General features: G+C 58.2%; 24 protein-coding genes and 1 pseudogene. 5 read left to right on the top strand and 20 right to left on the bottom strand.

Annotation, left to right across the window (positions count from 1 at the left end):
* Nucleotides 1-85 precede the first annotated feature (85 nt).
* Together sseA and EH164_RS05750 are read left to right on the top strand one after the other, a co-directional pair.
* Nucleotides 86-928 (top strand): 3-mercaptopyruvate sulfurtransferase, encoded by an 843-nt coding sequence (sseA, locus tag EH164_RS05755; protein WP_124967587.1) that lies wholly within the window; start codon nt 86-88, stop codon nt 926-928.
* The gene (locus tag EH164_RS05750) at nt 929-1708 is read left to right on the top strand and encodes a MurR/RpiR family transcriptional regulator (protein ID WP_124967586.1); all 780 of its coding nucleotides are present in this window, start codon (nt 929-931) and stop codon (nt 1706-1708) included. It begins immediately after the preceding gene.
* Between the two features lie 204 nt (nt 1709-1912).
* On the opposite strand, the gene EH164_RS05745 is transcribed toward EH164_RS05750, so the two are convergent.
* From EH164_RS05745 to trmJ, 12 genes are all read right to left on the bottom strand, one after another.
* Nucleotides 1913-3910, bottom strand: coding sequence for a M48 family metallopeptidase (locus tag EH164_RS05745; RefSeq protein ID WP_124967585.1), 1998 nt, complete (start codon nt 3908-3910; stop codon nt 1913-1915).
* Between the two features lie 109 nt (nt 3911-4019).
* Nucleotides 4020-4796: an enhanced serine sensitivity protein SseB gene (gene sseB, locus EH164_RS05740; RefSeq protein ID WP_124967584.1), complete on the bottom strand. Its 777-nt coding sequence runs from the start codon at nt 4794-4796 to the stop codon at nt 4020-4022.
* Nucleotides 4797-5271: 475 nt separating this feature from the next.
* Complete coding sequence (gene pepB, locus EH164_RS05735; protein WP_124967583.1) at nt 5272-6558, bottom strand: aminopeptidase PepB; 1287 nt, start codon at nt 6556-6558, stop codon at nt 5272-5274.
* A gap of 99 nt (nt 6559-6657) precedes the next feature.
* Nucleotides 6658-6858, bottom strand: a complete 201-nt coding sequence (gene iscX / locus EH164_RS05730) for a Fe-S cluster assembly protein IscX (protein ID WP_023481246.1) — start codon at nt 6856-6858, stop codon at nt 6658-6660.
* 1 nt (nt 6859) lies between these two features.
* Nucleotides 6860-7195 (bottom strand): ISC system 2Fe-2S type ferredoxin, encoded by a 336-nt coding sequence (fdx, locus tag EH164_RS05725; RefSeq protein ID WP_039079657.1) that lies wholly within the window; start codon nt 7193-7195, stop codon nt 6860-6862.
* A gap of 1 nt (nt 7196) precedes the next feature.
* A complete protein-coding gene (hscA, locus tag EH164_RS05720) occupies nt 7197-9047 on the bottom strand; it encodes a Fe-S protein assembly chaperone HscA (protein ID WP_124967582.1) in 1851 nt (616 codons plus the stop codon).
* A gap of 17 nt (nt 9048-9064) precedes the next feature.
* Entirely contained in the window at nt 9065-9580 is a 516-nt protein-coding gene (gene hscB / locus EH164_RS05715) for a co-chaperone HscB (RefSeq protein ID WP_124967581.1), read from the bottom strand.
* Nucleotides 9581-9652: 72 nt separating this feature from the next.
* Nucleotides 9653-9976, bottom strand: a complete 324-nt coding sequence (gene iscA, locus EH164_RS05710) for an iron-sulfur cluster assembly protein IscA (RefSeq protein ID WP_023481184.1) — start codon at nt 9974-9976, stop codon at nt 9653-9655.
* A gap of 17 nt (nt 9977-9993) precedes the next feature.
* Nucleotides 9994-10380: a Fe-S cluster assembly scaffold IscU gene (gene iscU, locus EH164_RS05705; RefSeq protein ID WP_023481244.1), complete on the bottom strand. Its 387-nt coding sequence runs from the start codon at nt 10378-10380 to the stop codon at nt 9994-9996.
* A gap of 30 nt (nt 10381-10410) precedes the next feature.
* Nucleotides 10411-11625 carry a cysteine desulfurase gene (iscS, locus tag EH164_RS05700; protein ID WP_124967580.1) on the bottom strand — a complete coding sequence of 405 codons (1215 nt, stop codon included), beginning with the start codon at nt 11623-11625 and terminating at the stop codon, nt 10411-10413.
* Between the two features lie 119 nt (nt 11626-11744).
* Nucleotides 11745-12236, bottom strand: a complete 492-nt coding sequence (gene iscR / locus EH164_RS05695; RefSeq protein ID WP_023481145.1) for a Fe-S cluster assembly transcriptional regulator IscR — start codon at nt 12234-12236, stop codon at nt 11745-11747.
* Nucleotides 12237-12412: 176 nt separating this feature from the next.
* Nucleotides 12413-13144 carry a tRNA (cytosine(32)/uridine(32)-2'-O)-methyltransferase TrmJ gene (gene trmJ, locus EH164_RS05690; RefSeq protein ID WP_042711559.1) on the bottom strand — a complete coding sequence of 244 codons (732 nt, stop codon included), beginning with the start codon at nt 13142-13144 and terminating at the stop codon, nt 12413-12415.
* A gap of 117 nt (nt 13145-13261) precedes the next feature.
* On the opposite strand from trmJ, the gene suhB reads away from it, so the two are divergent.
* Nucleotides 13262-14065, top strand: coding sequence for an inositol-1-monophosphatase (suhB, locus tag EH164_RS05685; protein WP_023481152.1), 804 nt, complete (start codon nt 13262-13264; stop codon nt 14063-14065).
* Between the two features lie 363 nt (nt 14066-14428).
* Here suhB and EH164_RS05680 read toward each other — a convergent pair whose 3' ends face one another.
* The gene (locus EH164_RS05680) at nt 14429-15409 is read right to left on the bottom strand and encodes a nickel/cobalt transporter (RefSeq protein WP_124967579.1); all 981 of its coding nucleotides are present in this window, start codon (nt 15407-15409) and stop codon (nt 14429-14431) included.
* Nucleotides 15400-16038 (bottom strand): DUF1007 family protein, encoded by a 639-nt coding sequence (locus EH164_RS05675; protein ID WP_124967578.1) that lies wholly within the window; start codon nt 16036-16038, stop codon nt 15400-15402. Before EH164_RS05675 ends, EH164_RS05680 begins: the two co-directional genes overlap by 10 nt.
* A 138-nt stretch (nt 16039-16176) precedes the next feature.
* On the opposite strand from EH164_RS05675, the pseudogene csiE reads away from it, so the two are divergent.
* Nucleotides 16177-17448 (top strand): annotated as a pseudogene (gene csiE / locus EH164_RS05670) (stationary phase inducible protein CsiE); the annotation flags it as partial.
* On the opposite strand, the gene EH164_RS05665 reads toward csiE, so the two are convergent.
* On the bottom strand, nt 17438-18592 hold the full coding sequence (locus tag EH164_RS05665) for a 3-phenylpropionate MFS transporter (protein ID WP_124967576.1): 1155 nt from the start codon (nt 18590-18592) through the stop codon (nt 17438-17440). The pseudogene csiE and the gene EH164_RS05665 overlap by 11 nt on opposite strands.
* Nucleotides 18593-18778: 186 nt before the next feature.
* Nucleotides 18779-20032 (bottom strand): serine hydroxymethyltransferase, encoded by a 1254-nt coding sequence (gene glyA / locus EH164_RS05660; protein ID WP_023481167.1) that lies wholly within the window; start codon nt 20030-20032, stop codon nt 18779-18781.
* Nucleotides 20033-20349: 317 nt separating this feature from the next.
* Here glyA and hmpA point away from each other — a divergent pair, with 317 nt between their 5' ends.
* On the top strand, nt 20350-21540 hold the full coding sequence (gene hmpA / locus EH164_RS05655) for an NO-inducible flavohemoprotein (protein ID WP_124967575.1): 1191 nt from the start codon (nt 20350-20352) through the stop codon (nt 21538-21540).
* A gap of 37 nt (nt 21541-21577) precedes the next feature.
* Here the strand turns inward: hmpA and glnB are convergent, their stop codons facing one another.
* From glnB to qseE, 4 genes are all read right to left on the bottom strand, one after another.
* On the bottom strand, nt 21578-21916 hold the full coding sequence (gene glnB / locus EH164_RS05650; RefSeq protein ID WP_023481188.1) for a nitrogen regulatory protein P-II: 339 nt from the start codon (nt 21914-21916) through the stop codon (nt 21578-21580).
* A 74-nt stretch (nt 21917-21990) separates the two neighbouring features.
* Nucleotides 21991-23328, bottom strand: coding sequence for a two-component system response regulator GlrR (glrR, locus tag EH164_RS05645; protein ID WP_023481176.1), 1338 nt, complete (start codon nt 23326-23328; stop codon nt 21991-21993).
* Nucleotides 23325-24059 (bottom strand): two-component system QseEF-associated lipoprotein QseG, encoded by a 735-nt coding sequence (qseG, locus tag EH164_RS05640; RefSeq protein ID WP_124967574.1) that lies wholly within the window; start codon nt 24057-24059, stop codon nt 23325-23327. Before qseG ends, glrR begins: the two co-directional genes overlap by 4 nt.
* Nucleotides 24056-25492, bottom strand: coding sequence for a two component system sensor histidine kinase QseE/GlrK (qseE, locus tag EH164_RS05635; RefSeq protein WP_034813851.1), 1437 nt, complete (start codon nt 25490-25492; stop codon nt 24056-24058). Before qseE ends, qseG begins: the two co-directional genes overlap by 4 nt.
* Between the last annotated feature and the right edge of the window lie 280 nt (nt 25493-25772).

Raw genomic sequence — 25772 nt, 5'->3', positions numbered from 1 at the left:
TGGCTCGCGGCGCGAGAGATGGTAGCTTGTCGGGTAGTGAAAAAACGTTAACAATTCAGATAACTGTTGATGACCCGGAGGCACCATGTCCACCTCTTTTTTTGTCGCGGCCGACTGGCTGATAGAGCACAGCGATGATCCTGAAATCCAGCTGATTGACGCCAGAATGGCGCCGGTTGGCCAGGAGCATCGCGATATGAAAGCGGAATACCGCGCCGGACACCTGCCCGGTGCGGTCTTTTTTGATATTGAAGCCCTCTCCGATCACACCTCTCCCCTGCCCCATATGCTCTCCCGCCCGGAGACGTTTGCCGTCGCCATGCGCGAATCAGGCGTCTGCCATGATAAACACCTGGTGGTGTATGACGAAGGCAACCTCTTCTCCGCGCCGCGCGCCTGGTGGATGCTGCGCAAGGTTGGCGTAGAGAAGGTCTCTATTCTCGCTGGTGGTCTGGCGGGCTGGCAGCGTGATGCCCTGCCGTTACAGCAGGGCGATGTTGCGCTGCCGGAGTCTGATTTCACCGCCAATTTCGATCCTTCCGTAGTGAAAAAAGTGACCGATGTCCTGCTGGCGAGCCACGAAGGCACGGCGCAACTGGTCGATGCCCGTCCGGCACCGCGTTTCAGTGGCGAAGTGGATGAGCCGCGCCCAGGTCTTAAGCGTGGTCATATTCCCGGTGCGCTGAATGTGCCGTGGGTCGATCTGGTGGCGGATGGTGAGCTGAAAACCACCGATGAACTGCTGCGTATTTTCCAGCGCCAGGGTGTTGATTTGCATAAGCCGATTATCGCCAGCTGTGGCTCCGGCGTGACCGCCGCGGTGGTGCTGCTGGCGCTGGAGACGCTCGGGGTTAATACGGCAACGCTCTATGACGGCTCGTGGAGTGAATGGGGCGCGCGCGACGATCTGCCTGTCGAAAGCGCGTAGATGGATAACCGACTTGCGCCTTTGCTGACGCGCGGGGAGTCGCTCTCCCGCGCTGAATACCGCGTGCTGGCTCACCTTACGGAGCACCCGCTGCTGGTGGGCAACATTACCGTGCGCGCGCTGGCGCAGGCGACCTATGTTTCGACAGCGACGATTATTCGTCTCTGTCAGAAGCTGGGGTTTAGCGGTTTTAGCGAGTTTATCTGGCACTGCAAGCAACTGCTGGCGGATACGCCGCACCTGGCGGAGCAGCACCATGACGGCGTCGCCGAGCTGCCCGTTCTGTTCCAGCAGTTTATGGTCAATTATCAGCACACCTTTCAGTGGGTGACCGAGGAGAAGCGGCGGCAGTTTGCCAGCCTGCTGCGCGAGCGGGAGAGCTTTTTTCTCTACGGCGCGGGGTTTTCTTATCTGTTTGCCGAGTACCTGACCAAAAAGTTACAGGTTTTGGGTAAGACGGCGTTTATCTCCGGCCCCGGTGACAGCCGCAATATCTTTCTCAGCAACGCCGCGCGTTATCAGGTGTTTATTGCCGTTTCGCGCAGCGGCGAGACCGAGCAGGTGCTGGATAAGGCACGGATTGCGCGCACGGTGGGGATGACGGTGGTGGCCTTTACCCGCGCCTCGGCCAATTCGCTGGCGGCGCTGGCGGATGTGCATTTCGCCCTTTACGACGAGGCGGTGCATTTCGCCGCCGAAGCGGCGGGGATCACTTCGTTTGAGTCCAACCTGGTGCTGCTGATGGATCTGCTGCTGCTGGAAGCGACGCAGGCCGGGTGACGGTGCGGAGAAATGCCTGATGGCGCTGCGCTTATCAGGCCTACAAAAGCGGTACTTTGCAAACTCGCAAAACCGTAGGCCGGATAAGGCATTTATGCCGCCATCCGGCATGCACACGGCACCGAAACCGTAGGCCGGATAAGGCGTTTACGCCGCCATCCGGCATCTACACGGCGCCGAAACCGTGAATCGCCATCGGCAATCTCACGCCGAATGTTTCGACAACTCCCGGCGCGCCCACGCGCTTTCCGCGTATTCATTAAGCGCGACGTAAAACTCTTCGATGGATAACTTCTCGCGCTGCTCGCCTTTCAACAGGCCGCCGGGCAGGCTCAATACCACTTTGCGGTTTTTCGGCTCGAAGATGAAGTTGCGCACCAGCCGGCTGACAACCAGCTTCGGCGGCTGATAGCCTTCGCGCCAGAAAAGATCGATAAACACCCAATCGTTAATGCTGCGAATGCCAATATTCTCGATCGCGTCGAGCATAAACGGCGCGCTGAGCTGATAGCTCTCAATCCCCTGCGCCGTCAACGTAAAGAGCGGCTGGCGCACGCGGGTGTACATCGTCCAGCTTGCCAGCGCAAAGAGCAGTGAACCAGCCACAAGGCCAAACGTAATCATATCCATCGGACTGTTGGCCGATGAGTTCCACTGAATGCTCAGCGTGAACACCATCACCGCGGCCGCCGCGCAGAGCACCGTCAGCCCGACGAAGATCCACAGATTCTTCTTGCGCAGTGAGACCACCAGCGTACCGGTGGCGCGGGACGCGAGATCTTTTAGCTCAGACTGGTACGCCTCGTAATGGGCGTCAACTTCGCTGGCCATGCCGCTGGTTAACGCCTTCGAGAGCGCAGAGGCATCGCGAAACAGGCTGCGCATCCAGAGATAATCCGCTTCCCCGACCGGGCGCGACGCTTGCGCCATCAGCGCCTCATCCAGCGGAACTTTCAACTGTTCAATACGCGCACGGGTCGGCGGATGGCTGTCGGTCGGGTGCGCCAGCGCCTCTTCCAGTGATGCGGAGAGATCGAACCGGTCGCCATTGCGCAGTTCAGTAAAGAGGCTATGCACCAGATCGTCAGTCGCCAGTTTGCGCTGGAAAAACTGCTCCATCGGCCCCTGAAAACGCTCATTGAGGGCGGAGAAACGCAGCAGCGACGCGGCAAGCGCCATCGATGAGCTGGTGCGCGCCCCGGCGGCATCTGCTGCCAGTTCACGCACGCGGCTCCAGCCACTCACCGTTTCGTGGAACTGACGGAAAAACCACATGCCAAGATGGATGGTCGGATTCAGCGCCAGGCGCTCCAGCCAACCGCTGCCGCCAACATCACGGTAGAAGTAGTTGAGGCTGTTCTCCATCCCGGCGTAAAGCCCGGCAAAGTGCAGCGTATAGAGCGTGTCATTACCGGAGAAGTGCCCCAGTTCGTGACCGATGACCGCTGCCACCTCCTCTTTATTCATAAACGCCGCATAGCTGAGCGGGAAATAGAGGGTATTGCCGGTAAGCCGTTCGCCCTTCTCGATCTGCACCGGGCTTGCGGTAACGTAGAAGCCTTCGAACAGGCCCACCACAATATTATCCGGGACGATCGCCTGCCCGCGCTGTGCAAGCTCCCTCACCCAGCGCCAGAGTTCCGGCGCATCGTTTTCGCGCACGGCGGTGCCGTGCACCTCCATATCCTGCGGCTCAAACAGGGTGAAACATTTTTTCAGCAGGAACAGGCTCTTCAATACCATAATCAGCAGGGAGCCAATTACCAGCAGGATGAACAGCACCAGCTTGATGTTTAACGCGCTCGCTGGCCCCAGGGTGTAGAGCCAGCAGATTTCATACAGGAAGACCGCGATCAGCGCAAAACCGATGCAGGACATCACGGTAACCATGATAAAAGGCAGCAGTTTACGACAGAGGTTAAAGGCAACAATCAGGTTATCGGCAGAGATGCGCGCCCTGCGCACGCTATAGAAACAGAGCCCTACCGCGCTGGTGCTGGCAAGCAGCGCCATCAGTGACAGAAAGATGCCGGCTTTCGACAGAAAGTGGCGCAGCAGATCGGCCGCTGCGCTGTGCCCGACGGTGCCATATCGCGTGACCTGGTAGACATAGCCATCATCAATACGAATGTTTTGCCAGCAGGCATAAACCAGCAATAAGAGGGGCACGCCGAAGCAGTAGAGCAGAGTTTTTCTGTCCATAACCTTAACCGTAAAGAAACGTAAAAGCGCACCCTACCACAGGGATGGGCTGAATACATTCCCCACGAATTTAGGGGGGTAAGCGGTACGGGGCGTACCGCCTGAGACGTTAGATAATGCGGTTGGTTTTGAAATCGCGCAGAAAACTGCCCCAGCGGCGCTCGTAGAACGGGGTGATGTGCGCCAGCATAAAGTGGCTGATGCCCTTCTCGCCTTCGGCGACCTGGCAGATATCAACTGGCTCATCGCCCGGCAGCGTATCGGTCGCCACACTGCCCGCGGCATGAATGATCTCTTCGATATCGCCTTCGGCTTCAATGCCGATTAACAGGTTCGCCTGCGCGTCAGCCTGCTCTTTGATGGAGCAGATAAAGGCGCGTTTAACGGTTTTGATGCTTTTGAACAGCGTGGTCAGGGAGTCGACCATCTGAGCGGGCGGCTCGGCAACTTCCGAGAGCAGCAGCGCGGTACCGCCTTCAAGCACCTCTTGCTGGCTGAGCGGGCTGCCCTCTTCGCCAACCAGATGGCTGATTTCACGCGGGGTGAACTCTTTCCCGGTCGGCAGCTTAGCGTTAAGGAACAGGGTTTCGCCGAGCGTCATTTCAAACAGCGTGCGCGCGGGCATCACCACAAAGGCCTGCTCGTCGTCGACCGCCTGTTGCAGCGCTGTCAGGGAGGTGAAAAAGGGGATCACCGAGGTGCCGTCATCTTTTTCCCAGTGCTGGATATCGAGCGCGCTCTCCTCCACCACCGCTTCGCCTTCTGCGGCATTGCCTGGCACCCAAACGGTAGAGTCGAGCAGCGTGCGGAAAAAGGCCGGACGGTAAGCGGGTTCGGTCGCCGCCTGCTCAAGCAGGGTTTCTAATTCGTTTTTCGTTTCGGACATAGGATCTCTGGTTCGTTTTCGTGCGTAATCGCGCCCGGGTTTTGCGCATTGCCGGATGGCGGCGTTGCCTTATCCGGCCTACGGGTTCAGTGCCGCTTTATTGCCGGATGGCGGCGTAAACGCCTTATCCGGCCTACGTTTCGGGCGCAACCTGTGGCTACGGGGCGCTTTATTGCCGGATGGCGGCGAAACGCCTTATCCGGCCTACGTTTCGGGCGCAACCCGTGGCTACGGGGCCGCTTTATTGCCGGATGGCGGCGAAAACGCCTTATCCGGCCTACGTTTCGGGCGTAACCCGTGGCTACGGGGCCGCTTTATTGCCGGATGGCGGCGTAAACGCCTTATCCGGCCTACATTTCGGGCGTAACCCGTGGCTACGGGGCCGCTTTATTGCCGGATGGCGGCGAAACGCCTTATCCGGCCTACGGGCTGCTTTTGTAGGCCTGATAAGCGTAAGCGCCATCAGGCACACCGCTTACTCGGCGGTCAACAGATTGGCAACGGTGCGCACACCTAACCCTGTCGCACCGGCCGCCCACTGCTCAACCGCCGATTTACGGTAGGTCGCCGAGCAGTCGATATGCAGCCAGCCCTGCTGATAGTTTTCCACAAAGTGCGAAAGGAAACCGGCGGCGGTGCTCGCCCCTGCCGGGAAGGCCGCGCTGGCGGTGTTGTTCAGCTCGGCAAAGTTGGACGGAAGCTGGTGACGGTGGAACTCTGCCAGCGGCAGACGCCAGAACGGCTCGTTTTCCGCCGCTGCGCTGTTAAGCAGGCGGCCCGCCAGCGCGTCATCAAAGCTGAACAGCGCATGGTAATCATTGCCCAGCGCGGTTTTCGCCGCACCGGTCAGCGTCGCGGCATCGATAATCAGCTGCGGTTTTTGCGCAGAGGCGTCAATCAGGCCATCTGCCAGCACCAGACGCCCTTCCGCGTCGGTGTTCATCACCTCAACTTTTTTACCGTTGCGGTAGTGAATAATATCGCCCAGCTTAAACGCGTTGCCGCTGACCATATTGTCAGCGCAGCAGAGCCAGAGCTTAACGCGCTTGTTCAGGCCACGGTTGATGGCAAACGCCAGCGCACCGGTAACCAGCGCCGCACCACCCATATCGGATTTCATCGAATCCATAAATGCGCTCTGCTTCAGGCTGTAGCCGCCGGTATCAAAGGTGATGCCTTTGCCCACCAGCGCGGCGTAGACCGGCGCATCCGGGTTACCGGTCGGGTTGTAATCGAGCGCCAGCAGCACCGGTGGACGCTCGGAGCCACGTCCAACCGTGTGCAGCCCCATGTAATTCTGCTCGCGCAGATCTTCGCCTTTGGTGATGCGGTAAGAGACATTGTCGCCGCCAACGCTGAAGAGCAGATCGACCGCGCGCTGCGCCAGCTGCTCCGGCCCCAGCTCTTCGGCCGAGGCGTTGATGGTGTCGCGCACCCAGTCGATCACCTTCAGGCGGCTATCCAGCTCTTTCTGCTCTGCTTCATCAAGCTGCGCCCACTCGACTTTACGCGTCCCTTTCGGCCCTTTATAGCCGGACCAGAACGCCCAGCTGCGATCCGCGTCCCACCCTTCGCCGCTCAGGGCAACGTGTTTGATGCCGAGGCCGTCGATTTTGCGCGCCGCGCGCTGAATAAGGCCAAGATCGTCTTTGCCGGTTAAGTGCAGGGCAATGCCGTCGTTGTTGATGCTGTAGGCTGCTTTTTCACCCCAGCGCGCGTCGGCGGGCTGCGTGGTGAGGGTGACTTTCATAGCTTCTGTCATTCTTTTTATCCTTTTCACAATCGCCGGATGGCAAATGCCTGCTCCGGCCAACGGTTGTGTCCATAAAAACGGGCCACCCGAAGGCAGCCCGTTTGATGATTATGCTGCTTCGTCTAACCAGACTAGCAGAATCGCTTCAAGAATTTTTTCATTCGATGCAGCCGGATCGTCATCAAACTCTTCCAGCTCGCAGATCCACTGATGCATATCGGTGAAACGTACGGTGGTCGGGTCAACGTCCGGGCGGCTGTCATACAGCGCTTCGCCGATTTCACGGCTATCGGTCCACTTCAGCCCCATCTTAGTGCTCCCGCGCGTGGTTGATGGTGTAACGCGGGATCTCGACCACCAGATCTTCATCGGTGACGCGCGCCTGGCAGCCTAAACGGCTCTCCGGCTCCAGACCCCAGGCTTTATCCAGCATGTCATCTTCGTCTTCGCTGCTTTCCGGCAGCGAGTCAAACCCTTCACGCACCACGCAGTGGCAGGTGGTGCAGGCGCAGGATTTCTCACAGGCGTGTTCAATCTCAATGCCGCCGCGCAGGGCGACATCCAGAATCGTTTCACCGCTCTTAGCTTCCAGAACTGCGCCATCCGGACAGAGGTCCTGATGAGGCAGAAAAACAATTTTAGGCATATTAAACCTCGTCGACGGAATGGCCTTTTAATGCGCTGCGTACGGACTGATCCATACGACGCGCGGCGAATTCCTGGGTTTGTTTATCTACATTTTTAATGGCGTGTTCGATGGCGTCGGTATCATCGGTTTCGGCAACCGCACGCAACTGCGCGACCGCCTCGTCGATCTCCGCCCGCTCTGCGGCGCTTAGCAGCGCGGCATCCGCGGCGATCGCGCTGGTGACACTCTCCAGCACGCGCGCGGCTTCCACTTTCTGCTCCGCCAGCATGCGCGCTTTCACGTCCTGCTCGGCGAAACTCATGGAGTCTTTAATCATGTCGGCGATTTCGCCGTCGGTCAGCCCGTACGAGGGTTTCACCTGGATGGAGGCTTCCACGCCGGTCGATTTTTCCATCGCCGTGACGCTCAGCAGACCATCGGCATCCACCTGGAAGGTGACGCGAATATGCGCCCCACCCGCCGGCATTGCCGGGATGCCGCGCAGGGAGAAACGCGCCAGCGAGCGGCAGTCGCTCACCAGTTCACGCTCGCCCTGCATCACGTGGATCGACATCGCGGTTTGCCCATCTTTGAAGGTGGTGAACTCCTGCGCACGCGCCACCGGAATGGTGGTGTTACGCGGGATCACCTTCTCAACCAGGCCGCCCATGGTCTCCAGCCCTAACGACAGCGGGATGACATCCAGCAGCAGCATTTCGCTGTCCGGCTTGTTGCCGACCAGAATATCAGCCTGGATAGCCGCGCCAATGGCGACCACTTTATCCGGGTCGATGGAGGTCAGCGGCGTGCGGCCAAAAAAGTCGCCGACACGTTCGCGCACCAGCGGCACGCGGGTCGAGCCGCCGACCATCACCACTTCCAGCACCTCATCAGCTTCAACGCCCGCGTCTTTCAGGGCGCGGCGGCAGGAGAGCAGCGTGCGTTTTACCAGCGGCGTAATCAGCGCGTCGAACTGTTCACGGGTGATTTCACCCTGCCAGCCCGCGACGTTGACCGCCACGCGATCGGCATCGCTCAGGGCGATTTTGGCAGCAATCGCCGCGTCCAGCAGTTCGCGCTGCTGGCGGGCGTCGCTGCGTTCGGAGATGCCCGCCTGCTCGCAGATAAAGTCCGCCAGCAGGTGGTCGAAATCGTCGCCGCCGAGAGCGGAATCGCCACCGGTAGCCAGCACTTCAAACACCCCGCGGCTCAGGCGCAAAATCGAGATATCAAAGGTGCCGCCGCCGAGATCGTAGACGGCAATAACGCCCTCTTTACCGGAGTCGAGACCGTAGGCAATCGCCGCCGCCGTCGGTTCGTTCAGCAGGCGCAGCACGTGCAGGCCCGCCAGACGCGCAGCGTCTTTGGTGCCCTGGCGCTGAGCGTCATCGAAATAGGCGGGCACGGTGATCACTACGCCATCCAGCTCGCCCGCCAGCGATTCTTGCGCACGAGCAGCAAGGGCTTTGAGGATATCGGCAGAGACGCGGATCGGGTTAACCAGACCGGCGCGGGTGACAATCATCGGCAGGCCGTTTTCGCTCGCCTGGAACTGCCACGGCAGGTGCGGATAGCGCGCCTGGATATCGGCAAGGCTGCGGCCCATCAGACGTTTTACCGAGCTAATGGTGTTGACCGAATCGAGCGCGGCGTTGTTGCGCGCATCAAAGCCAACCACGTGGCTTTCGGCCTGATAGTGGACGACAGAGGGGAGCAGATGGCGCCCGGCGCTGTCGGCCAGCGTTTCCGCCTGGCCGCTACGTACCGTCGCCACCAGCGAGTTGGTGGTCCCGAGGTCGATGCCTGCCGCCAGCCGACGCTGGTGCGGTGCGGCGCTCAGACCCGGTTCACTGATTTGTAATAAGGCCATGATGTGCTTCCAGAAATTTAAAAACCGAGCAGTTTTTCTTCGAGTTGTTCTGTTGAGCTGCGCAGTTTATCGAGAAAACGTAGTTTACGCACGGTATCCGCCGCCGTCTCCCACGCTTGTGCATCAAGTTGTTCAACCATCTGCTGGTGACGGGCGTCATACATGCCTTTGATGCGCGCCTGAAAAGCTTCCAGACGGGCGGCGTCTTCAGCCTGGGCAATCTCATCCAGCTCTTCGCGCAGCTCCAGCTGTTCCATCAGGAAAGCGGTGTCGCGCACGGTGTGCTGTTCAGAGGCCAGATCGAAGCCGTGCAGCGAGAGCAGATATTCTGCGCGCAGCAGCGGATGGCGCAACGTTTGCCATGCCTGGTTGATGGTCGCGGATTGCTGTACGGCGGCCAGTTGCTCAGACTGTGGCTGGCTGGCGAAGCGATCGGGGTGGAACTGCCGTTGCAGATCCTGGAAACGCGTGGCCAGCGCCTGGGTGTCGAGTGGGTACTGGGCCGGCAACCCAAAGAGGGTGAAGTAATCCATAACAATTCCGGGTATGCAATCGTAATAAACCCCACGCGCAGGCGACTGCGGTGGGGTCATCGTCAGAGGCGATTAGACGTGGAAGCTTTCGCCGCAACCGCACTCATCTTTCACGTTCGGGTTGGTGAACTTAAACCCTTCGTTGAGGCCTTCTTTTACGAAGTCCAGCTGAGTGCCGTCGAGGAACTGCAGGCTTTTGCCGTCAACCACTACCTTCACGCCTTTGTCTTCGAACACCGTATCTTCATCATTCGGTGCGTCGACAAATTCCAGCACGTAAGCCATACCAGAACAACCGGAGGTTCTCACCCCCAGGCGCAGGCCAAACCCTTTACCACGGTTGGCCAGGAAGGCATTTACTCGCGCGGCGGCACTGTCGCTGAGGCTAATGGACATGACAACAACCTCCTGCCTTATTTCGCGTCTTGTTTACTTTTGTAATCCGCAATCGCGGCTTTAATCGCATCTTCTGCCAGGATAGAGCAGTGGATTTTAACCGGCGGCAGTTCCAGCTCTTCGGCGATATCGGTGTTCTTGATCGCCTGCGCTTCGTCCAGAGACTTGCCCTTCACCCACTCGGTGACCAGCGAGCTGGAGGCGATGGCAGAGCCACAGCCGTAAGTTTTGAAACGCGCGTCTTCGATAATGCCTTTATCGTTCACTTTGATCTGCAGTTTCATCACGTCGCCACACGCCGGTGCGCCAACCATGCCGCTACCGATGCTGTTGTCGCCGTTGTCGAACGAGCCAACGTTGCGCGGGTTTTCGTAGTGATCGATTACTTTTTCGCTATAAGCCATTTTTTATTCTCCTGTTTGCGCAACCTAAAATTAATGATGAGCCCATTCAATGGATTCGAGATCCACGCCCTGCTTGAACATCTCCCACAGCGGAGAGAGATCGCGCAGACGGCCGATGGATTTGCGGACCAGCTCGATGGTGTAGTCAATCTCTTCTTCAGTGGTGAAACGCCCTAAAGAGAAACGGATGGAGCTGTGCGCCAGTTCATCATTCATGCCCAACGCGCGCAGCACGTAGGACGGTTCCAGGCTTGCAGAGGTACAGGCTGAACCAGAAGAGACAGCCAGATCTTTCAGCGCCATGATCAGCGACTCGCCTTCAACGTAGTTAAAGCTGACGTTGAGGATGCTCGGTGCGCCGTGCTCGAGGTCGCCGTTCAGATAGACTTCTTCGATATCGTTGATGCCGTTCCACAGACGGTTGCGCAGCACGCGCAGACGCGCCATTTCGCTCTCCATCTCTTCTTTCGCGATACGGTAAGCTTCGCCCATGCCAACGATCTGGTGAACAGGCAGAGTGCCGGAACGCATGCCGCGCTCATGACCGCCGCCGTGCATCTGCGCTTCGATACGGATACGCGGTTTACGCTGTACGTAGAGCGCGCCGATACCTTTCGGGCCGTAGATTTTATGGCCGGAGAAGGACATCAGATCGACTTTCAGCTGGCTCAGATCGATCGGCAGTTTGCCGACGCTCTGGGTGGCGTCAACGTGGTAGATAATGCCGCGCGCACGGCACATTTCGCCGATAGCCGCGATATCCTGCACCACGCCGATTTCGTTATTCACGTGCATGATAGAGACGATGATGGTGTCGTCACGCATCGCCGCTTCGAGTTCTTTCAGATCGATAATGCCGTTGCGCTGCGGGGCGAGGTAAGTCACTTCAAACCCTTCGCGCTCAAGCTGGCGACATGTGTCCAGCACGGCTTTGTGTTCGGTTTTGCTGGTGATGATGTGCTTGCCTTTTTTCTGGTAGAAATTGGCAGCGCCTTTAATCGCCAGGTTGTCGGATTCGGTTGCACCGGAGGTGAAGACGATTTCGCGCGGGTCAGCGCCGACCAGTTCAGCAATCTGGTTGCGGGCGATATCTACCGCCTCTTCAGCCTGCCAGCCGAAACGGTGCGAACGGGAAGCAGGGTTACCAAAGGTCCCGTCCAGGGTGAGAAACTGCATCATTTTCTCGGCAACACGCGGATCCACCGGCGTGGTTGCGGAGTAGTCGAGATAGATCGGTAATTTCATTGCTCTTTAAACTCCGTACATCGCTCTAATGCAAGGAATCAGGCAACCGGCTGGATGTACGACCGTGTTAACAGGGCATCAGTGGATGCCCTGGCCCGATTCTGAATTCAGTTTAATTATTATGCGCGCAGCTTAACGTCGATCGCGTCCTGGCCACGGGTGTTACGATGGGATTCGTTGCTGTGCTGACGGTCAGAGACGTCGAGGATTTCCTGATTATTCACCAGCTCACCGAGAGTGATGTTGTTCAGGAAACCGGTCAGGCGATCGCTCAGATCGCGCCACAGCGCGTGGGTCAGGCACTTATCGCCGCCCTGGCAGCCACCTTTACCCTGGCAACGGGTCGCATCGACAGATTCGTCAACGGCGCTAATCACTTCGCCGACGGCGATGCTGTTCGCATCTTTGCCCAGCAGATAACCACCGCCGGGACCACGTACGCTGGAAACCAGGCCGTTTTTACGCAGGCGGGAAAAAAGCTGCTCCAGGTAGGAGAGGGAAATTCCCTGACGCTCGGAAATATCAGCCAACGGCACCGGGCCCGATTCGGAGTTGAGCGCAACGTCCAGCATTGCGGTCACGGCATAACGCCCTTTAGATGTCAGTCTCATGTCTTACAAGCCTCAAACTCGCCCCTGCCCGGGGTTTATTATTAAAATGTTAACGTTGCATAGCAGACGCAAGTCTGACATTCCTGACTAAAATGGTCAACTATTTAGTTGACTGTTTTAGTCAAGTATTCACCGCTTCGCTTAACCGCCCGCCAGGACAGGGTTTGTCGCCTGAATTACCCTTTTTGCTTCTGCTCAATCGACGCCAGAATGCCGCGCAGGATGTTCAATTCCTGGCTCTCCGGACGGGCGCGAGTGAAGAGGCGGCGCAGTTTATTCATCACCTGCCCGGGGTGGCTTTCACGGATAAAACCGGTGGAGAGCAGCGTCTGCTCCAGGTGACCGTAGAAGCGCTCGAGATCGTCGACCAGCGGGTAAGGCGTCTCTTCCTGCTCTGCGGTTGGCGCATCGCTCTCCTGCTTTGCCAGCCACGCCATGCGCACTTCATAGGCGATTACCTGCACCGCCATCGCCAGGTTCAGCGAGCTGTACTCCGGGTTGGCGGCAATCGCCACGTGATAGTGGCACTTCTGCAACTCTTCATTGGTAAGCCCAACGCGCTCGCGGCCAAACACCAGTGCTACCGGTGCATGTTCCGCTTCACCGATGCTTTTCAGGCCGCATTCGCGCGGATCGAGCATCGGCCACGGCAGCGTGCGTGAACGCGCGCTGGTGCCAACCACCAGGCTACAACCGGCTAAGGCTTCATCTAAGGTGTCGACGATCTGCGCATTGCCGATCACATCGCTGGCACCTGCGGCGAGCGCAATAGCCTGTGAATCGGGTTTGACCAGCGGGTTAACCAGCCAGAGATTGGTTAAGCCCATGGTTTTCATGGCACGGGCAACGGAGCCCATGTTGCCGGTATGGGAGGTTTCAACTAAGACAATACGGATATTTTGCAGCATAGGTTTTCTACGGCTAAAGAATATTGCCGGATACTATCATAAAGCTGAGACATAATTCGAATTCGCTGGTATGATACGCGCCGTTTTCCGTTCTTTAACATCCAGTGAGAGATATCGATGCATCCGATGCTGAATATCGCCGTGCGTGCTGCGCGCAAGGCGGGTAATTTAATTGCCAAAAACTACGAAACACCTGACACCGTAGAGACCAGCCAGAAAGGCAGCAATGATTTCGTGACCAACGTTGATAAAGCTGCTGAAGCGGTAATTATCGACACCATCCGCAAATCTTACCCGCAACACACCATCATCACCGAAGAGAGTGGCGAGCACGAAGGCACCGACCCGGATGTACAATGGGTTATCGATCCTCTGGATGGCACTACTAACTTCATCAAACGCCTGCCGCACTTCGCGGTATCTATCGCCGTTCGTATTAAAGGTCGCACCGAAGTGGCGGTCGTTTACGATCCGATGCGTAACGAACTCTTCACTGCAACTCGTGGCCAGGGCGCACAGCTCAACGGTTACCGCCTGCGCGGCAGCACCGCTCGCGATCTGGACGGCACCATTCTGGCGACCGGCTTCCCGTTTAAGGCGAAGCAGCACGCAACCACCTATATCAACATCATTGGCAAACTCTTTACCGAATGCGCGGACTTCCGCCGCACCGGTTCTGCCGCGCTGGATCTGGCCTATGTTGCCGCCGGTCGCGTTGATGGTTTCTTTGAGATTGGCCTGAAGCCGTGGGATTTCGCCGCAGGTGAACTGCTGGTTCGCGAGGCGGGCGGTCTGGTGTGCGATTTCACCGGCGGTCATAACTATATGATGACCGGTAACCTCGTCGCCGGTAACCCGCGCGTGGTGAAAGCGATGCTGGCAAATATGCGTGAAGAGCTGAGCGACGCGCTGAAGCGTTAATCCTCTCGCAGGCCGGGTTTTGTGAATTGCCTGATGGCGCTGCGCTTATCAGGCCTACAAAAGCTGGGCCATCAGGCCGGATAAGGCGTTTCGCCGCCATCCGGCAACAAAAGCGACACCCCGCAACATGTAGGCCGGATAAGGCCTTGCGCCGCCATCCGGCAACAAAAGCAGCACCCGCAACACATAGGCCGGATAAGACGTTTTCGCCGCCATCCGGCAACAAAAAGCAGCGCCCCGCAACACGCAGACCGGATAAGGCGTTTTCGCCGCCATCCGGCAACAAAAGCAGCACCCGCAACACGTAGGCCGGATAAGGCGTTTCGCCGCCATCCGGCAACAAAAGCCGCGCCCTGGCCTGGATTAAAAGGGGCGTAATCCGCCGCCCGGCGGGAGCGCGCTCATCCACATCACCACTGCCGCACTCACCAGCACCACGCCACCCGCTAATGCCAGCGTCGTCCAGCCGATTTGCCGCCACAGCACCGGCGCGCGTTTACCGCTTAACTTCACCGCCAACTGGCGAAAGCCGTGCACCAGCAACGCCAGCCCGCTGATGGTCAGCGAGGTTCCGGCGGCCATCGCCAGCGCAGAGGCCACACCCCAGGCGAAGACGCCAATCACTTTACTGAACAGCAGCACCATAATGGCGCCGGAACAGGGCCGCATCCCCATCGATAAAACAATCACCAGCCGGGCGCGCCAGTCACCGCCGTTCTGCAACTGCGACTGCGTCGGCAGATGCTGATGACCGCATCCGCAGTTGTCGTGATGAACATGATGTGGCATAAAGGCGCGAAACTTCGGCGCATGCAGCAGCTGCCGCAGGCGCTTAAGCGCGCGCCAGCAGAGCAGCAGCCCCAGCACGCCGACCAGCAGATAACTCCCCTTCTCCAGCCAGTAGCCGCTAAGGTGCAACTGTCGGGCGGGCAGCGCCAGCAGGCTCAGCACCACAACCACCAGTAAAATCGCCACCAGCCCCTGTAGCAGAGAGGACGCCAGCGTCAGGCCGATAGCGGGTTTTAATTTTGAGGGATGAGTCGCAAGCCAGGTGGTGATCACCACTTTGCCATGACCTGGCCCCAGCGCATGCAGCACGCCATAGACAAAGCTGAACAGCAACAGCGTGCCACCCGCTTTGGTCGGGTTTTCGGCCACCGCTTTCAGCAGCGTGCTCATCTGGATATTCACTTCGCGCTGCCAGAGCGCGCTTCTCATCACCACCTGCGGCCACGCCTGCCAGAGCCAGAGCGCGCCGAGCACGGCCATCACCATAAACAGCAGTAGCGGCCACCACTGCAATACGCGCCGTCTGCGCGCCATCTGTTGGCTGATTACTGACATAGCAGCGTCACCGTTTGAGCAAACTGTTTACCCAGTTCCATATCCTCCTCCGGGGCGTCGGTCTTATCCAGCGATTGCGCGTAACTCAGCACCTCTTCGCCGGGTTTCGGTGTATGTAGCGTGGTTTTACAGCTCGCTTGCAGCGCCGCGGGCAGCGTGACGTCGCTCTCTTTGTCGTAGCGCATATCCACGTAATAGGTGGGATCGAAGGTCGAGAAGGTATATTTCTGCCCCTTCAGCGGCTGCGGCTCCGCCAGCGGCAGCACAAAGGTCAGCACCGCCCGGTGCGCCTCACGCGCGAGGCCATACTCGCTCGGACGATTAAGGAACTTCACCTTCTGCCCGTTATGCCACACTTCGGTGAAGTAGTGCTGGCCGAGCACGTTTGCCATCACTTCCGCCGCCAGCTTTTTCCAGATCTCCTCGCCGGGCTTTGCGTTACCGGCGTCATACAGCAGGTCAGCGGAGGTGATCTCATCCATCGTCCAGCGCATTTTCAGGCCGGTAAACTGGCCGTTTTCGCCAACCAGTTGCGTCTTCATCACGATAAAGCTGTGCGGGTGCGCCATAAGAGAAAACGATAAAAGCGCGAGAAAAAGCCCCAATACCCACTGTTTAACTGATTGCATCTCTTCCTCACGTGAAAAATTCTGTGATGCTCCCCGGCATTCCTGGTCGAAAATGCGGCGGCTGCGCTGTCGCTCAAGATACCTTTAACTACGCTTATCAAATAGCCCTTTTTCCCAACCCTAACTGGACCCTGACAGATGACCATGACGCTGACCCCACCATCTGTGCTCTCCAGCCCGCAGCGTCGCTGCCAGGTGCTACTGCTGCTTGCCCTGCCGGGACAAGGTATCACCATGAAAAACATCAGCGCCATTAATGGCGTGGATGATACCGTAGCCCTGCAGGATATCGCGGAGACGCAAAGCGAGATCCAACTTTACCACCGTCTTTCCATCGTGCCCTACGGTGAAGGCGGTTACCGCATCGAAGGCACGCCGCTCGATCAGCGCCTGTGTCTGCTGCACTGGTTGCGCCGCGCCCTGCGCCTCTGCCCGGAATTTATTACTGAACACTTTACGCCCGCATTAAAAACGGCGCTTAAACAGCAGGGCATTGCGCGCACACTCTATGACGATATTAATCTGCATGCGTTGATCAACCTCTGCTCGCGCCGCCTGAAACGCTCGTTTGAGTGTCGCGATCGCCAGTTTTTGGGTCTCTATTTGCAGTACTGCCTGTTGCAGCATCATAGCGGCCACTCGCCGGAATTTAACCCCGTGCAACAAGCATGGGCGCAGATGCGCGCCGAGTATCTGGTGGCGCAGGATATCGTTCGCCACTGGCAGCGCCGCGTTGCCGCTACCGCCCATGAGAATGAGCACCTCTTTTTAGCCCTGCTGTTTATGCTGGTGCGCACGCCCGATCCAAGCCAGGACGATCATCAGCAGGATCACCGCCTGCGCCTGGCCATCAGCCAGATGATTGCCCACTTCCATCAGCTCTCCGGTATGCATTTTAGCGACGAGCAGGGGCTGACCAATCAGCTCTATATTCACCTCGCCCAGGCGCTGGATCGCAGTTTATTTGGCATCGGCATCGATAACGCATTGCCGGCAGAGATTAATCAGCTCTACCCGCGCCTGATGCGCACCACGCGTACGGCGTTAGAGGGGCTGGAGACGGAGTATGGGCTGCGCTTTAGCGATGAGGAAGCGGGGCTGGTGGCGGTGATTTTTGGTGCCTGGCTGATGCAGGAGAGCGATCTGCATGAGAAGCAATTGGTGCTGATTACTGACGACGATAGCGCCAGAGAGCAGGAGATTGAGCAGCAGCTACGCGAGTTAACGCTGCTGCCGCTCACTATTCGTTATTTGCCGCTGGAGACCTTCCGCGAAGAGGGTGCGCCGAAAGATGTGACGCTTATCATCACCCCTTACACCACGCCGCTGCCGCTCTTCTCCGCGCCGCTGATCCACACCGACGGGCTGCTGAGCGAACAGCAGCAGGAGCATATTCGCATTATGCTTGAGGGCTCCCCTTCTGCGCGGCGACCGTTGGACGCAGGACCAGCGCTGGCAGTGCCAGCAACGCCATAATAAAGAACAGCCCCTGATGGAGGTGTTCGAAGAGGAAACCGGCGATCATCGTCATCAGGGCAATACTTCCGCCCATCGCCACGGCGGAGTAGACCGCCTGGAGCCGGATCACCTCACTCCCCTGCCGGGCGGAGATATAGCGCATTGCCGCCAGGTGGCAAACGGTGAAGGTGCCGCAGTGCAGGATCTGCGCGACAACCAGCCACGGTAGCGCAATGGTCCAGCCCATCAGACTCCAGCGAACCAGCCCGCAAACCGCGGAGAGCAGCAGCAGATCGCGCGCGCTGAAGCGGCGGAACAGACGGTTGCTGAGCGTAAAAATCACCACTTCAGCCACCACGCCCAGTGACCACAAATAGCCCACCGTTGAGGCGGAGTACCCCACCGACTGCCAGTAAATGGCACTGAAGCCGTAATAGGCCGCGTGCGCACCCTGTAACAACGAAACGCAGGCGAGAAAGCGCCAGTTCTGCACAATCAACGCGCGCCAGGCGGGCCAGCCTGCCCCATCCTGCTGGCGGCTTTCACCCTGTGGCAGGATCGTCGGGCGCAGCAGCATACCAAGTAGCATTGAGGCCGTGCCCAGCGACAGCATCACCAAAATCGCCCGGTAGTCATAAAGGCTGACCAGTTTGCCGGTCAGCGCCGAGCCAATCACGAAGGCGATCGATCCCCACACTCTGACGCGGCCATAATCCATTGGAAACTGTTTTTGCCACGTGCCCGCCAGCGCATCCGTCAGCGGCACCAGCGGCGAGAAGAAGAGGTTAAAGCCAACGATCACCACCGCCAGCCAGGCGACATGGCTTCCGGCGTAGAAGGCCATCGCAAAGATAAGCGTAGCCAGCGCCAGCACGCGCAGGGCGGTAATTAATCGGGAGGGGTCGCTTACGCGCGGGGCAATCAACAGGCTACCGAGAAAACGGGCAACGAGACCGGCGCCAAGCAGCATACCGATGATTTCCGGGGTTAACCCGACGCCTTTGAGCCAGACGCCCCAGAAGGGTAAGAAGATGCCGTAACTGAAAAAGTAGGTGAAATAAGCGAGCGCCAGCCAGCGCGTTGACTGCAGAACCATGATTTCCTCCTGAATCGAAGCGTTAGTCTGGCGGCAAACGCCTGGCCTGGCAAGCAACAATCAGGTAACAAATTTGCCTAAGCGCAGGTTTTGCAACATTAAAACGCGCCGGGCGGAATGCATCGCTGGCAAGCAGGCAAAAAAAAGCCCGCTTCACAGGAAGCGGGCTTGTTTGATGTCGGAAACTTATGCGTAAACCGGGAAACGGGCGCAGATATCCAGCACTTTCTGTTTGGTGCGCTCAATCACCGCTTCGTCGTTGATGCTGTCCAGCACGTCACACATCCAGCCTGCCAGCTCTTTGACTTCCGCTTCTTTGAAGCCGCGACGGGTCACAGCCGGCGTACCGACGCGGATACCGGAGGTGACAAACGGGCTCTTCGGATCGTTCGGCACGCTGTTTTTGTTAACGGTGATGTTGGCACGGCCCAGCGCGGCGTCCGCTTCTTTACCGGTCAGGTTTTTATCAACCAGATCCAGCAGGAAGAGGTGGTTATCGGTACCGCCGGAAACGACGTTGTAGCCGCGCGCAAGGAACACTTCCACCATCGCTTTGGCGTTTTTCGCAACCTGCTGCTGGTAGGTTTTGAACTCCGGCTCCATCGCCTCTTTCAGCGCCACCGCTTTACCAGCGATAACGTGCATCAGCGGGCCGCCCTGGCCGCCAGGGAAGACGGCAGAGTTCAGTTTTTTGTACAGCTCTTCGCTACCGCCCTTCGCCAGGATCAGGCCGCCGCGCGGACCCGCCAGGGTTTTGTGGGTAGTGGTGGTAACAACGTGCGCATGCGGAACCGGGTTCGGGTAGACGCCCGCGGCAATCAGACCGGCAACGTGTGCCATATCGACAAACAGGTACGCGCCGATGCTGTCAGCGATTTCGCGCATTTTGGCCCAGTCAACTACGCCGGAGTAAGCAGAGAAGCCACCGATGATCATTTTCGGCTTATGTTTTTGCGCCTGCTCATTGAGTTCGTTGTAATCAATGTGGCCCGTTTCATCGATGCCGTAAGGGACGATGTTGTAGAGTTTGCCGGAGAAGTTAACCGGAGAGCCGTGAGTCAGGTGGCCGCCGTGCGCCAGGTTCATACCGAGAACGGTATCGCCCGGCTCCAGCAGCGTGGTGTAGACGGCGAAGTTAGCCTGTGAGCCAGAGTGCGGCTGAACGTTGGCGTAATCTGCGCCAAACAGCTCTTTCGCGCGGTCAATTGCCAGCTGTTCAACGATATCGACATATTCACAGCCGCCGTAGTAACGCTTGCCCGGGTAACCTTCGGCATATTTGTTCGTCAGCTGAGATCCCTGCGCCTGCATAACGCGCGGGCTGGTGTAGTTTTCGGAGGCGATCAGTTCAATGTGCTCTTCCTGACGTACTTTCTCCTGCTCCATAGCCTGCCACAATTCGGCATCATAATCGGCAATGTTCATTTCACGCTTTAACATCCGCATCTCCTGACTCAGCTAACAAAAACAACTCTCAATGAGGGCCCGATTTCGGGGACGGCTGACAGTATAACTGATTAATATTCTGAGAACAGGTCTTGACAAAGGTTTTTGCGCAAACGATTGGCTGCCCGTCGTACAAGGCTTTGAGCAATAACGGGCTTCGGTCGGGAAAGGGATTTCTTTTCAGCTTTGTGATGCAACTTCTTCACGTTCGATAACCCCTCTTTCATTACGCCCTTTACAAGCTACTGCTCGCGGCCTTAAGATGCATTTAAAATACAACTTTAAATATGTATGTTCAGAAGGATGCCATCATGCTCAACGCTCAGACCATCGCCACCGTTAAATCCACCCTTCCGCTACTCGCCGCTACCGGGCCGAAACTGACCGCTCACTTCTACGATCGGATGTTTCAACACAACCCCGAGCTGAAAGAGATCTTCAACATGAGTAACCAGCGCAATGGCGATCAGCGTGAAGCGCTGTTTAACGCCATTGCCGCTTACGCCGCGAATATCGACAATCTCCCCGCCCTGCTCCCCGCCGTTGAAAAAATCGCCCAGAAGCACACCAGCTTCCAGATCCAACCGCAGCAATATGACATTGTCGGCGAGCATCTGCTGGCGACCATTGATGAGATGTTCCAGCCGGGGCAAGAGGTGCTGGATGCGTGGGGCGAAGCTTATGGTGTGCTGGCGGGCGTGTTTATCAATCGTGAAGCGGAGATTTACCGCGAGCACGCCAATAAAAAAGGCGGCTGGGAAGGGACGCGCGCGTTCCGCCTGGTGGAGCGGGTCCAGCGCAGCGCGCTGATCACCAGTTTTGAGTTCGAGCCGGTCGACGGCCAGCCGGTCGCCGATTACCGTCCGGGTCAGTACCTTGCCGTGTGGCTGAAGCCGGAAGGCTTTCCGCATCAGGAGATCCGCCAGTACTCTCTCACCCGCGAGCCAAACGGCAAAAGCTACCGTATTGCGGTGAAACGCGAGGAGGGCGGTCAGGTCTCAAACTGGCTGCATGATGAAGCGAAGCCTGGCGATATTGTTTATCTTGCTGCGCCGGCCGGTGATTTCTTCCTGGATGTGAAGCCGCGGACACCGGTATCGCTCATCTCCGCAGGCGTGGGTCAGACGCCGATGCTGGCGATGCTGCACCATCTCGCGTACAGACATCACCGCGCGCAGGTTAACTGGTTCCATGCAGCGGAAAACGGCGATGTGCATGCTTTTACCGATGAAGTAAGCGAGCTGGGTGCCAACCTGCCGCACTTTTATCAACATGTCTGGTATCGCCAGCCAAACGCAGCGGATGAGCAGGCCGAGCTGTTCAACAGCACCGGGCTGATGGCGCTTACGGAGATGAAAGATCGCGTGAGTGACGGGGAGATGCAGTTTTATCTCTGCGGGCCGGTGGCGTTTATGCAGTTTGCGGCACAACAGCTGGTGACGCTGGGCGTTGAGCGCGATCGCATTCACTATGAGTGCTTCGGCCCGCACAAGGTGCTGTAAGCAGGATGCCCTCACCGTACGCGGTGAGGGCGAAAAATCAGATGGCGGCGTCGTCTTCTTCGCCGGTACGAATACGCACCACGCGCGCGACGTCAAAGACGAAGATTTTGCCGTCGCCGATTTTACCGGTCTGCGCGGTACGGATAATGGTATCGACGCAGGTGTCGACAATGTCGTCGCCCACCACGATCTCAATCTTCACCTTCGGCAGAAAATCCACCATATACTCTGCGCCACGGTAGAGTTCGGTGTGGCCTTTCTGGCGACCAAAACCCTTCACTTCCGTTACCGTCATCCCGGTGATGCCGACTTCAGCCAGCGCTTCACGCACATCATCCAGTTTGAAAGGTTTAATAATCGCATCAATCTTTTTCATGGTCGTTCCTTACACGCTCTTGCCAGTCTGCTGCATCGTAATCGGTTGCTCACAGTACCATAATCATTTCGCCTTTACTCTTTAAAGTCATTGGCATCCAGTTCATGGCGGGAGAGGAGTTTGTAAAATTCGGTGCGGTTGCGCCCCGCCATCCGTGCCGCGTGCGTCACGTTGCCTTTGGTGATTTGCAGCAGCTTGCGCAGGTAGTTGAGTTCAAACTGGTTACGCGCTTCGACAAAGGTCGGCAGCGCGGTGTTCTCCCCTTCCAGCGCCTGCTCGACCAGCGCATCGCTGATCACCGGCGACGAGGTGAGCGCCACACACTGCTCAATCACGTTCACCAACTGGCGCACATTACCGGGCCAACTGGCGGTCATCAGCCGTTTCATCGCGTCGGTGGAGAAGGCGCGCACAAACGGCTTATGCCGGTCCGCGGACTGGCGCAGCAGGTGGTTGGCAAGCAGCGGAATATCCTCCGCGCGCTCCGCCAGCGCCGGGATCTTCAGGCTGACTACGTTGAGGCGATAGTAGAGATCTTCACGAAACTCGCCGCGCGCCATCGCTTTTGGCAGATCGCGGTGCGTGGCCGAAATAATGCGCACATTGATATCGATATCGCGGTTGCTGCCGAGCGGGCGCACCTTGCGCTCCTGTAATACGCGCAGCAGTTTGACCTGTAACGGGATCGGCATATCGCCAATCTCATCAAGAAACAGCGTACCGCCCTCTGCCGCCTGGAACAGCCCTTCCCGGCTGCTCACCGCGCCGGTAAAAGCTCCGCGCGCGTGGCCGAAGAGTTCCGACTCCAGCAGTTGCTCCGGCAGCGCGCCGCAGTTGATGGCGATAAAGGCGTTTTTACTGCGCGGGCTGGCGTTGTGGATCGCCTGTGCCAGCACCTCTTTACCGGTGCCGCTCTGGCCGTTAATCAGTACGCTGACATCGGACTGCGCCACCATCCGCGCCTGTTCAAGCAGGCGCAACATCAGTGGGCTGCGGGTAACAATGGTTTCACGCCACTGATCGTCGCTGGCGGAGCCGCTGTGCTCCAGCGCATCATCAATAGCTTTATAGAGCGCGTCTTTATCCACCGGCTTGGTAAGAAAGCTGAAGACGCCCTGCTGCGTGGCGGCAACGGCATCGGGGATCGAGCCGTGCGCGGTGAGAATAATCACCGGCATGCCCGGCTGCAGGCGCTGGATCTCGGCAAAAAGCTGCATGCCATCCATCTCATCCATGCGCAGGTCGCTTATCACCAGATCGACCTTCTCACGCGCGAGAATGCGTAACCCCTCCTGCCCGCTTTCGGCGGTGACAATGCTGTAGCCTTCGCTGGTCAGGCGCAGCCCGAGCAGTTTCAGCAGGCCGGGATCGTCATCTACCAGCAGCAGATGCGCCGGTTTGCGATTGGTCATGGTTTCGCCTCCTGCTGATCGCTATCGCTTTTCGCCGGATGTGCGCTGTCCGGCATATCGGCAGGCGCCGGTTTGCGAATCGAGAGACGCCGTTCAATGTCGGTGAGGTTTTCCAGCTTGCGGGTGGTGGTATCAAGCTGCTCATGCAGGAATTGCTGCTGGGCGCGCAGTTTGTCGAGCTCGCTGTCGGCGGATTGCTGCAATTTCGTGTAGCGGCTGCGCTCTTCGGCTAACTGTAGCTGTGCTTTTTCGCCATCGCGCCAGAGCTCAAACAGCGGGCGCACCTGCGCCGGGATCGACGGGCTTAAGGCATCGAGACGATCGGTATAGTCACGGCGCTCAAGGGGTGAGATTTTGGCATTCGAGAGCAAAATACCGCGGCGGAATGTCGCCTGCCAGGTCGCGTCTGACCATGCACGCGCTTCCGCGCGCGCCGCTGCGGGCGATAAGCGCTGGGCGCAATCCATACCGCGCAGCCAGAACAGTGGGTTGCTGTCGACACTCTGCCCCGACAGGGTCCAGATATCATTGCAATCCGTTAATAAAAAGTCGGCCAGTTGGCGATCGGGAAGCTGCGGTTTTTTATTGTCATGAATGGCGCTTTGCGGCGTTTGCGTCACGCAGCCTGCCAGCAGCAGGCAAGGAAGCGCGCGCAGCCAGCCCGATTGCTGTGTCATCGCGTTGACCACGCGGGAAAAGAGATGCGACATACTCACCAGATTTATATTCATTGCGTTGATTTTTCCGGCGCGACAAGCGGTAGCTCAATACGGAAACAGACATCGTCCTTGCTGTCCGTTACCAGATGCAGTTCACCCTGCATTCTGCGGATACAGTCTCTGGCGATGCTCAACCCCAGCCCGCTGCCTTTAACCGCGCCTTTGCGTTGGTGGCTTCCCTGAAAGAAGGGCTCAAAAATCATCTCGCGCTCCGCCTCGGGGATCGGGGTGCCGGTATTCGCTACGTCAATGCGCAACCGTGCGCCGGTACTATAACTGTGGAGACGAATGGTACCGGATTCAGCCCCATAGTGCACCGCGTTGGAGTAAAGATTATCCAGCACGCTCATCAGCAGCATCGGCTCTGCCTGACAGGTCGTCGCATCGAGAGCGATTTCGGTATGCATCATTTTAGCTCGCGCTGGCAGGCTGTGCGCGGAGAGCACCATCTCCACCAGCGGTGCCAGCTCTACCGCTTCCAGCTCGACCGATCCGCCGGCCAGCTTGCGGTTGTAATCAAGCAGCTGCTCAATCAATTTTTGCAGGTTACGGCTGCTGGCATCGAGGATCTCAACCACCTCTTTCTGCTCAGGCGAAAGCGGCCCGACCACCTGGTCGGCAAGCAGCTCGGTGCCTTCGCGCATACTGGCGAGCGGCGTTTTTAGTTCATGAGAAATATGGCGTAAAAACTGGTGGCGCTGCGACTCAAGCCACGCCAGCCGTTCGCTCAGCCAGATAATACGCTCGCCGACGTAGCGCAGCTCGCGCGGGCCGCTAAACACCACGCTTTGCGCCAGTGGCCGCCCCTCCCCCAGCCGGTTAATCATCCGCTCGATGCCCTTCACCGGGCCGATAATCATGCGGGTAAAGAGCAGCATCAGCGCCAGGCTGACTAAAAAGAGCACCAGCGCCTGCCAGCCGAAGAACTGACCGCGCTCGGCGATCTCCAGTTGAAGCTGCTGACCGCGGGAGAAGACCACGGCGCGGGTCGACTGCACCATCTCCGTATTCGCCGCCGCAAACGCCTCCAGCTGCGCAGAGGCGGCAGGTGACGGGCCGCTGTTGGCGCACTGCAACTGCGCGAGATCGTTCAGATCCTGGCGCAGCGCCTGGTAGAGTCTGTCATCGGGTAAAACACCGGCATGGGCCTCCAGCATCTCGCTGTAGCGCTTGCGCTGATTCTGGTAGACCCGCTCAAGGGTGGCGTCATCCAGCACACAGTACTGGCGGTAGCTGCGCTCCATCTCCAGCGCGGCGTTGGTCATCGCTTCACTGCGGCGGGCGTCAATCAGCGTCGTGCGGTTAGTTAACAGGGCCTGGGCGCTGAGCGCATTGAGGCTCTGCCAGGCTTGCCAGGCTAACACCAGCAGCGGCAGTAAAATAAGCAGGAACGCCATCATAACCAGTTGGCGTAAGGAGCGGGGAAAAGCGGGCCAGCGTTTCAAGGCGGTACTCTCGCAGGATAAGGTACAGAGATGCTAGCTGAGTGACGGGGTAAAGAACAACAAAGCCGGGCAAAAGCCCGGCTTTGTTATGTAATTAGGCGGTGCCTAACTCGACGTTTCGCCCGAGGTCTGATAAAGCTACGCAATTATCAGCAGGTGGACGGCAGGCACCTTTAAGTGCGTCATTCGAAGGTTTATGTAGCGCGTCCCGAAGGGGCTGACATAAGAGGGTGAATGAGCCACTGGCTATAATTATGCACTTATTATGCCAGGTTGCCGC

This window comes from Kosakonia sp. CCTCC M2018092, from assembly GCF_003864115.1.
Taxonomy (GTDB): Bacteria; Pseudomonadota; Gammaproteobacteria; order Enterobacterales; family Enterobacteriaceae; genus Kosakonia; species Kosakonia cowanii.
The sequence above is the reverse complement of the archived record's forward strand: the minus strand, read 5'-3'. Positions and strand labels throughout refer to the sequence as shown.

Excerpts from the sequence above, each read along its gene's own strand:
- sseB (WP_124967584.1), bottom strand. The coding sequence starts at position 4,796 with ATGTCCGAAACGAAAAACGAATTAGAAACCCTGCTTGAGCAGGCGGCG.
- glyA (WP_023481167.1), bottom strand. The coding sequence starts at position 20,032 with ATGTTAAAGCGTGAAATGAACATTGCCGATTATGATGCCGAATTGTGG.
- hscB (WP_124967581.1), bottom strand. The coding sequence starts at position 9,580 with ATGGATTACTTCACCCTCTTTGGGTTGCCGGCCCAGTACCCACTCGAC.
- hscA (WP_124967582.1), bottom strand. The coding sequence starts at position 9,047 with ATGGCCTTATTACAAATCAGTGAACCGGGTCTGAGCGCCGCACCGCAC.
- EH164_RS05745 (WP_124967585.1), bottom strand. The coding sequence starts at position 3,910 with ATGGACAGAAAAACTCTGCTCTACTGCTTCGGCGTGCCCCTCTTATTG.
- glnB (WP_023481188.1), bottom strand. The coding sequence starts at position 21,916 with ATGAAAAAGATTGATGCGATTATTAAACCTTTCAAACTGGATGATGTG.
- glrR (WP_023481176.1), bottom strand. The coding sequence starts at position 23,328 with ATGACCAATCGCAAACCGGCGCATCTGCTGCTGGTAGATGACGATCCC.
- trmJ (WP_042711559.1), bottom strand. The coding sequence starts at position 13,144 with ATGCTGCAAAATATCCGTATTGTCTTAGTTGAAACCTCCCATACCGGC.
- iscS (WP_124967580.1), bottom strand. The coding sequence starts at position 11,625 with ATGAAATTACCGATCTATCTCGACTACTCCGCAACCACGCCGGTGGAT.
- iscA (WP_023481184.1), bottom strand. The coding sequence starts at position 9,976 with ATGTCCATTAGCCTCAGCGACAGTGCCGCCGCGCGAGTAAATGCCTTC.
- pepB (WP_124967583.1), bottom strand. The coding sequence starts at position 6,558 with ATGACAGAAGCTATGAAAGTCACCCTCACCACGCAGCCCGCCGACGCG.
- suhB (WP_023481152.1), top strand. The coding sequence starts at position 13,262 with ATGCATCCGATGCTGAATATCGCCGTGCGTGCTGCGCGCAAGGCGGGT.
- EH164_RS05680 (WP_124967579.1), bottom strand. The coding sequence starts at position 15,409 with ATGTCAGTAATCAGCCAACAGATGGCGCGCAGACGGCGCGTATTGCAG.
- EH164_RS05675 (WP_124967578.1), bottom strand. The coding sequence starts at position 16,038 with ATGCAATCAGTTAAACAGTGGGTATTGGGGCTTTTTCTCGCGCTTTTA.
- iscX (WP_023481246.1), bottom strand. The coding sequence starts at position 6,858 with ATGGGGCTGAAGTGGACCGATAGCCGTGAAATCGGCGAAGCGCTGTAT.
- fdx (WP_039079657.1), bottom strand. The coding sequence starts at position 7,195 with ATGCCTAAAATTGTTTTTCTGCCTCATCAGGACCTCTGTCCGGATGGC.
- EH164_RS05665 (WP_124967576.1), bottom strand. The coding sequence starts at position 18,592 with ATGGTTCTGCAGTCAACGCGCTGGCTGGCGCTCGCTTATTTCACCTAC.
- sseA (WP_124967587.1), top strand. The coding sequence starts at position 86 with ATGTCCACCTCTTTTTTTGTCGCGGCCGACTGGCTGATAGAGCACAGC.
- iscR (WP_023481145.1), bottom strand. The coding sequence starts at position 12,236 with ATGAGACTGACATCTAAAGGGCGTTATGCCGTGACCGCAATGCTGGAC.
- hmpA (WP_124967575.1), top strand. The coding sequence starts at position 20,350 with ATGCTCAACGCTCAGACCATCGCCACCGTTAAATCCACCCTTCCGCTA.
- qseG (WP_124967574.1), bottom strand. The coding sequence starts at position 24,059 with ATGAATATAAATCTGGTGAGTATGTCGCATCTCTTTTCCCGCGTGGTC.
- iscU (WP_023481244.1), bottom strand. The coding sequence starts at position 10,380 with ATGGCTTATAGCGAAAAAGTAATCGATCACTACGAAAACCCGCGCAAC.
- EH164_RS05750 (WP_124967586.1), top strand. The coding sequence starts at position 929 with ATGGATAACCGACTTGCGCCTTTGCTGACGCGCGGGGAGTCGCTCTCC.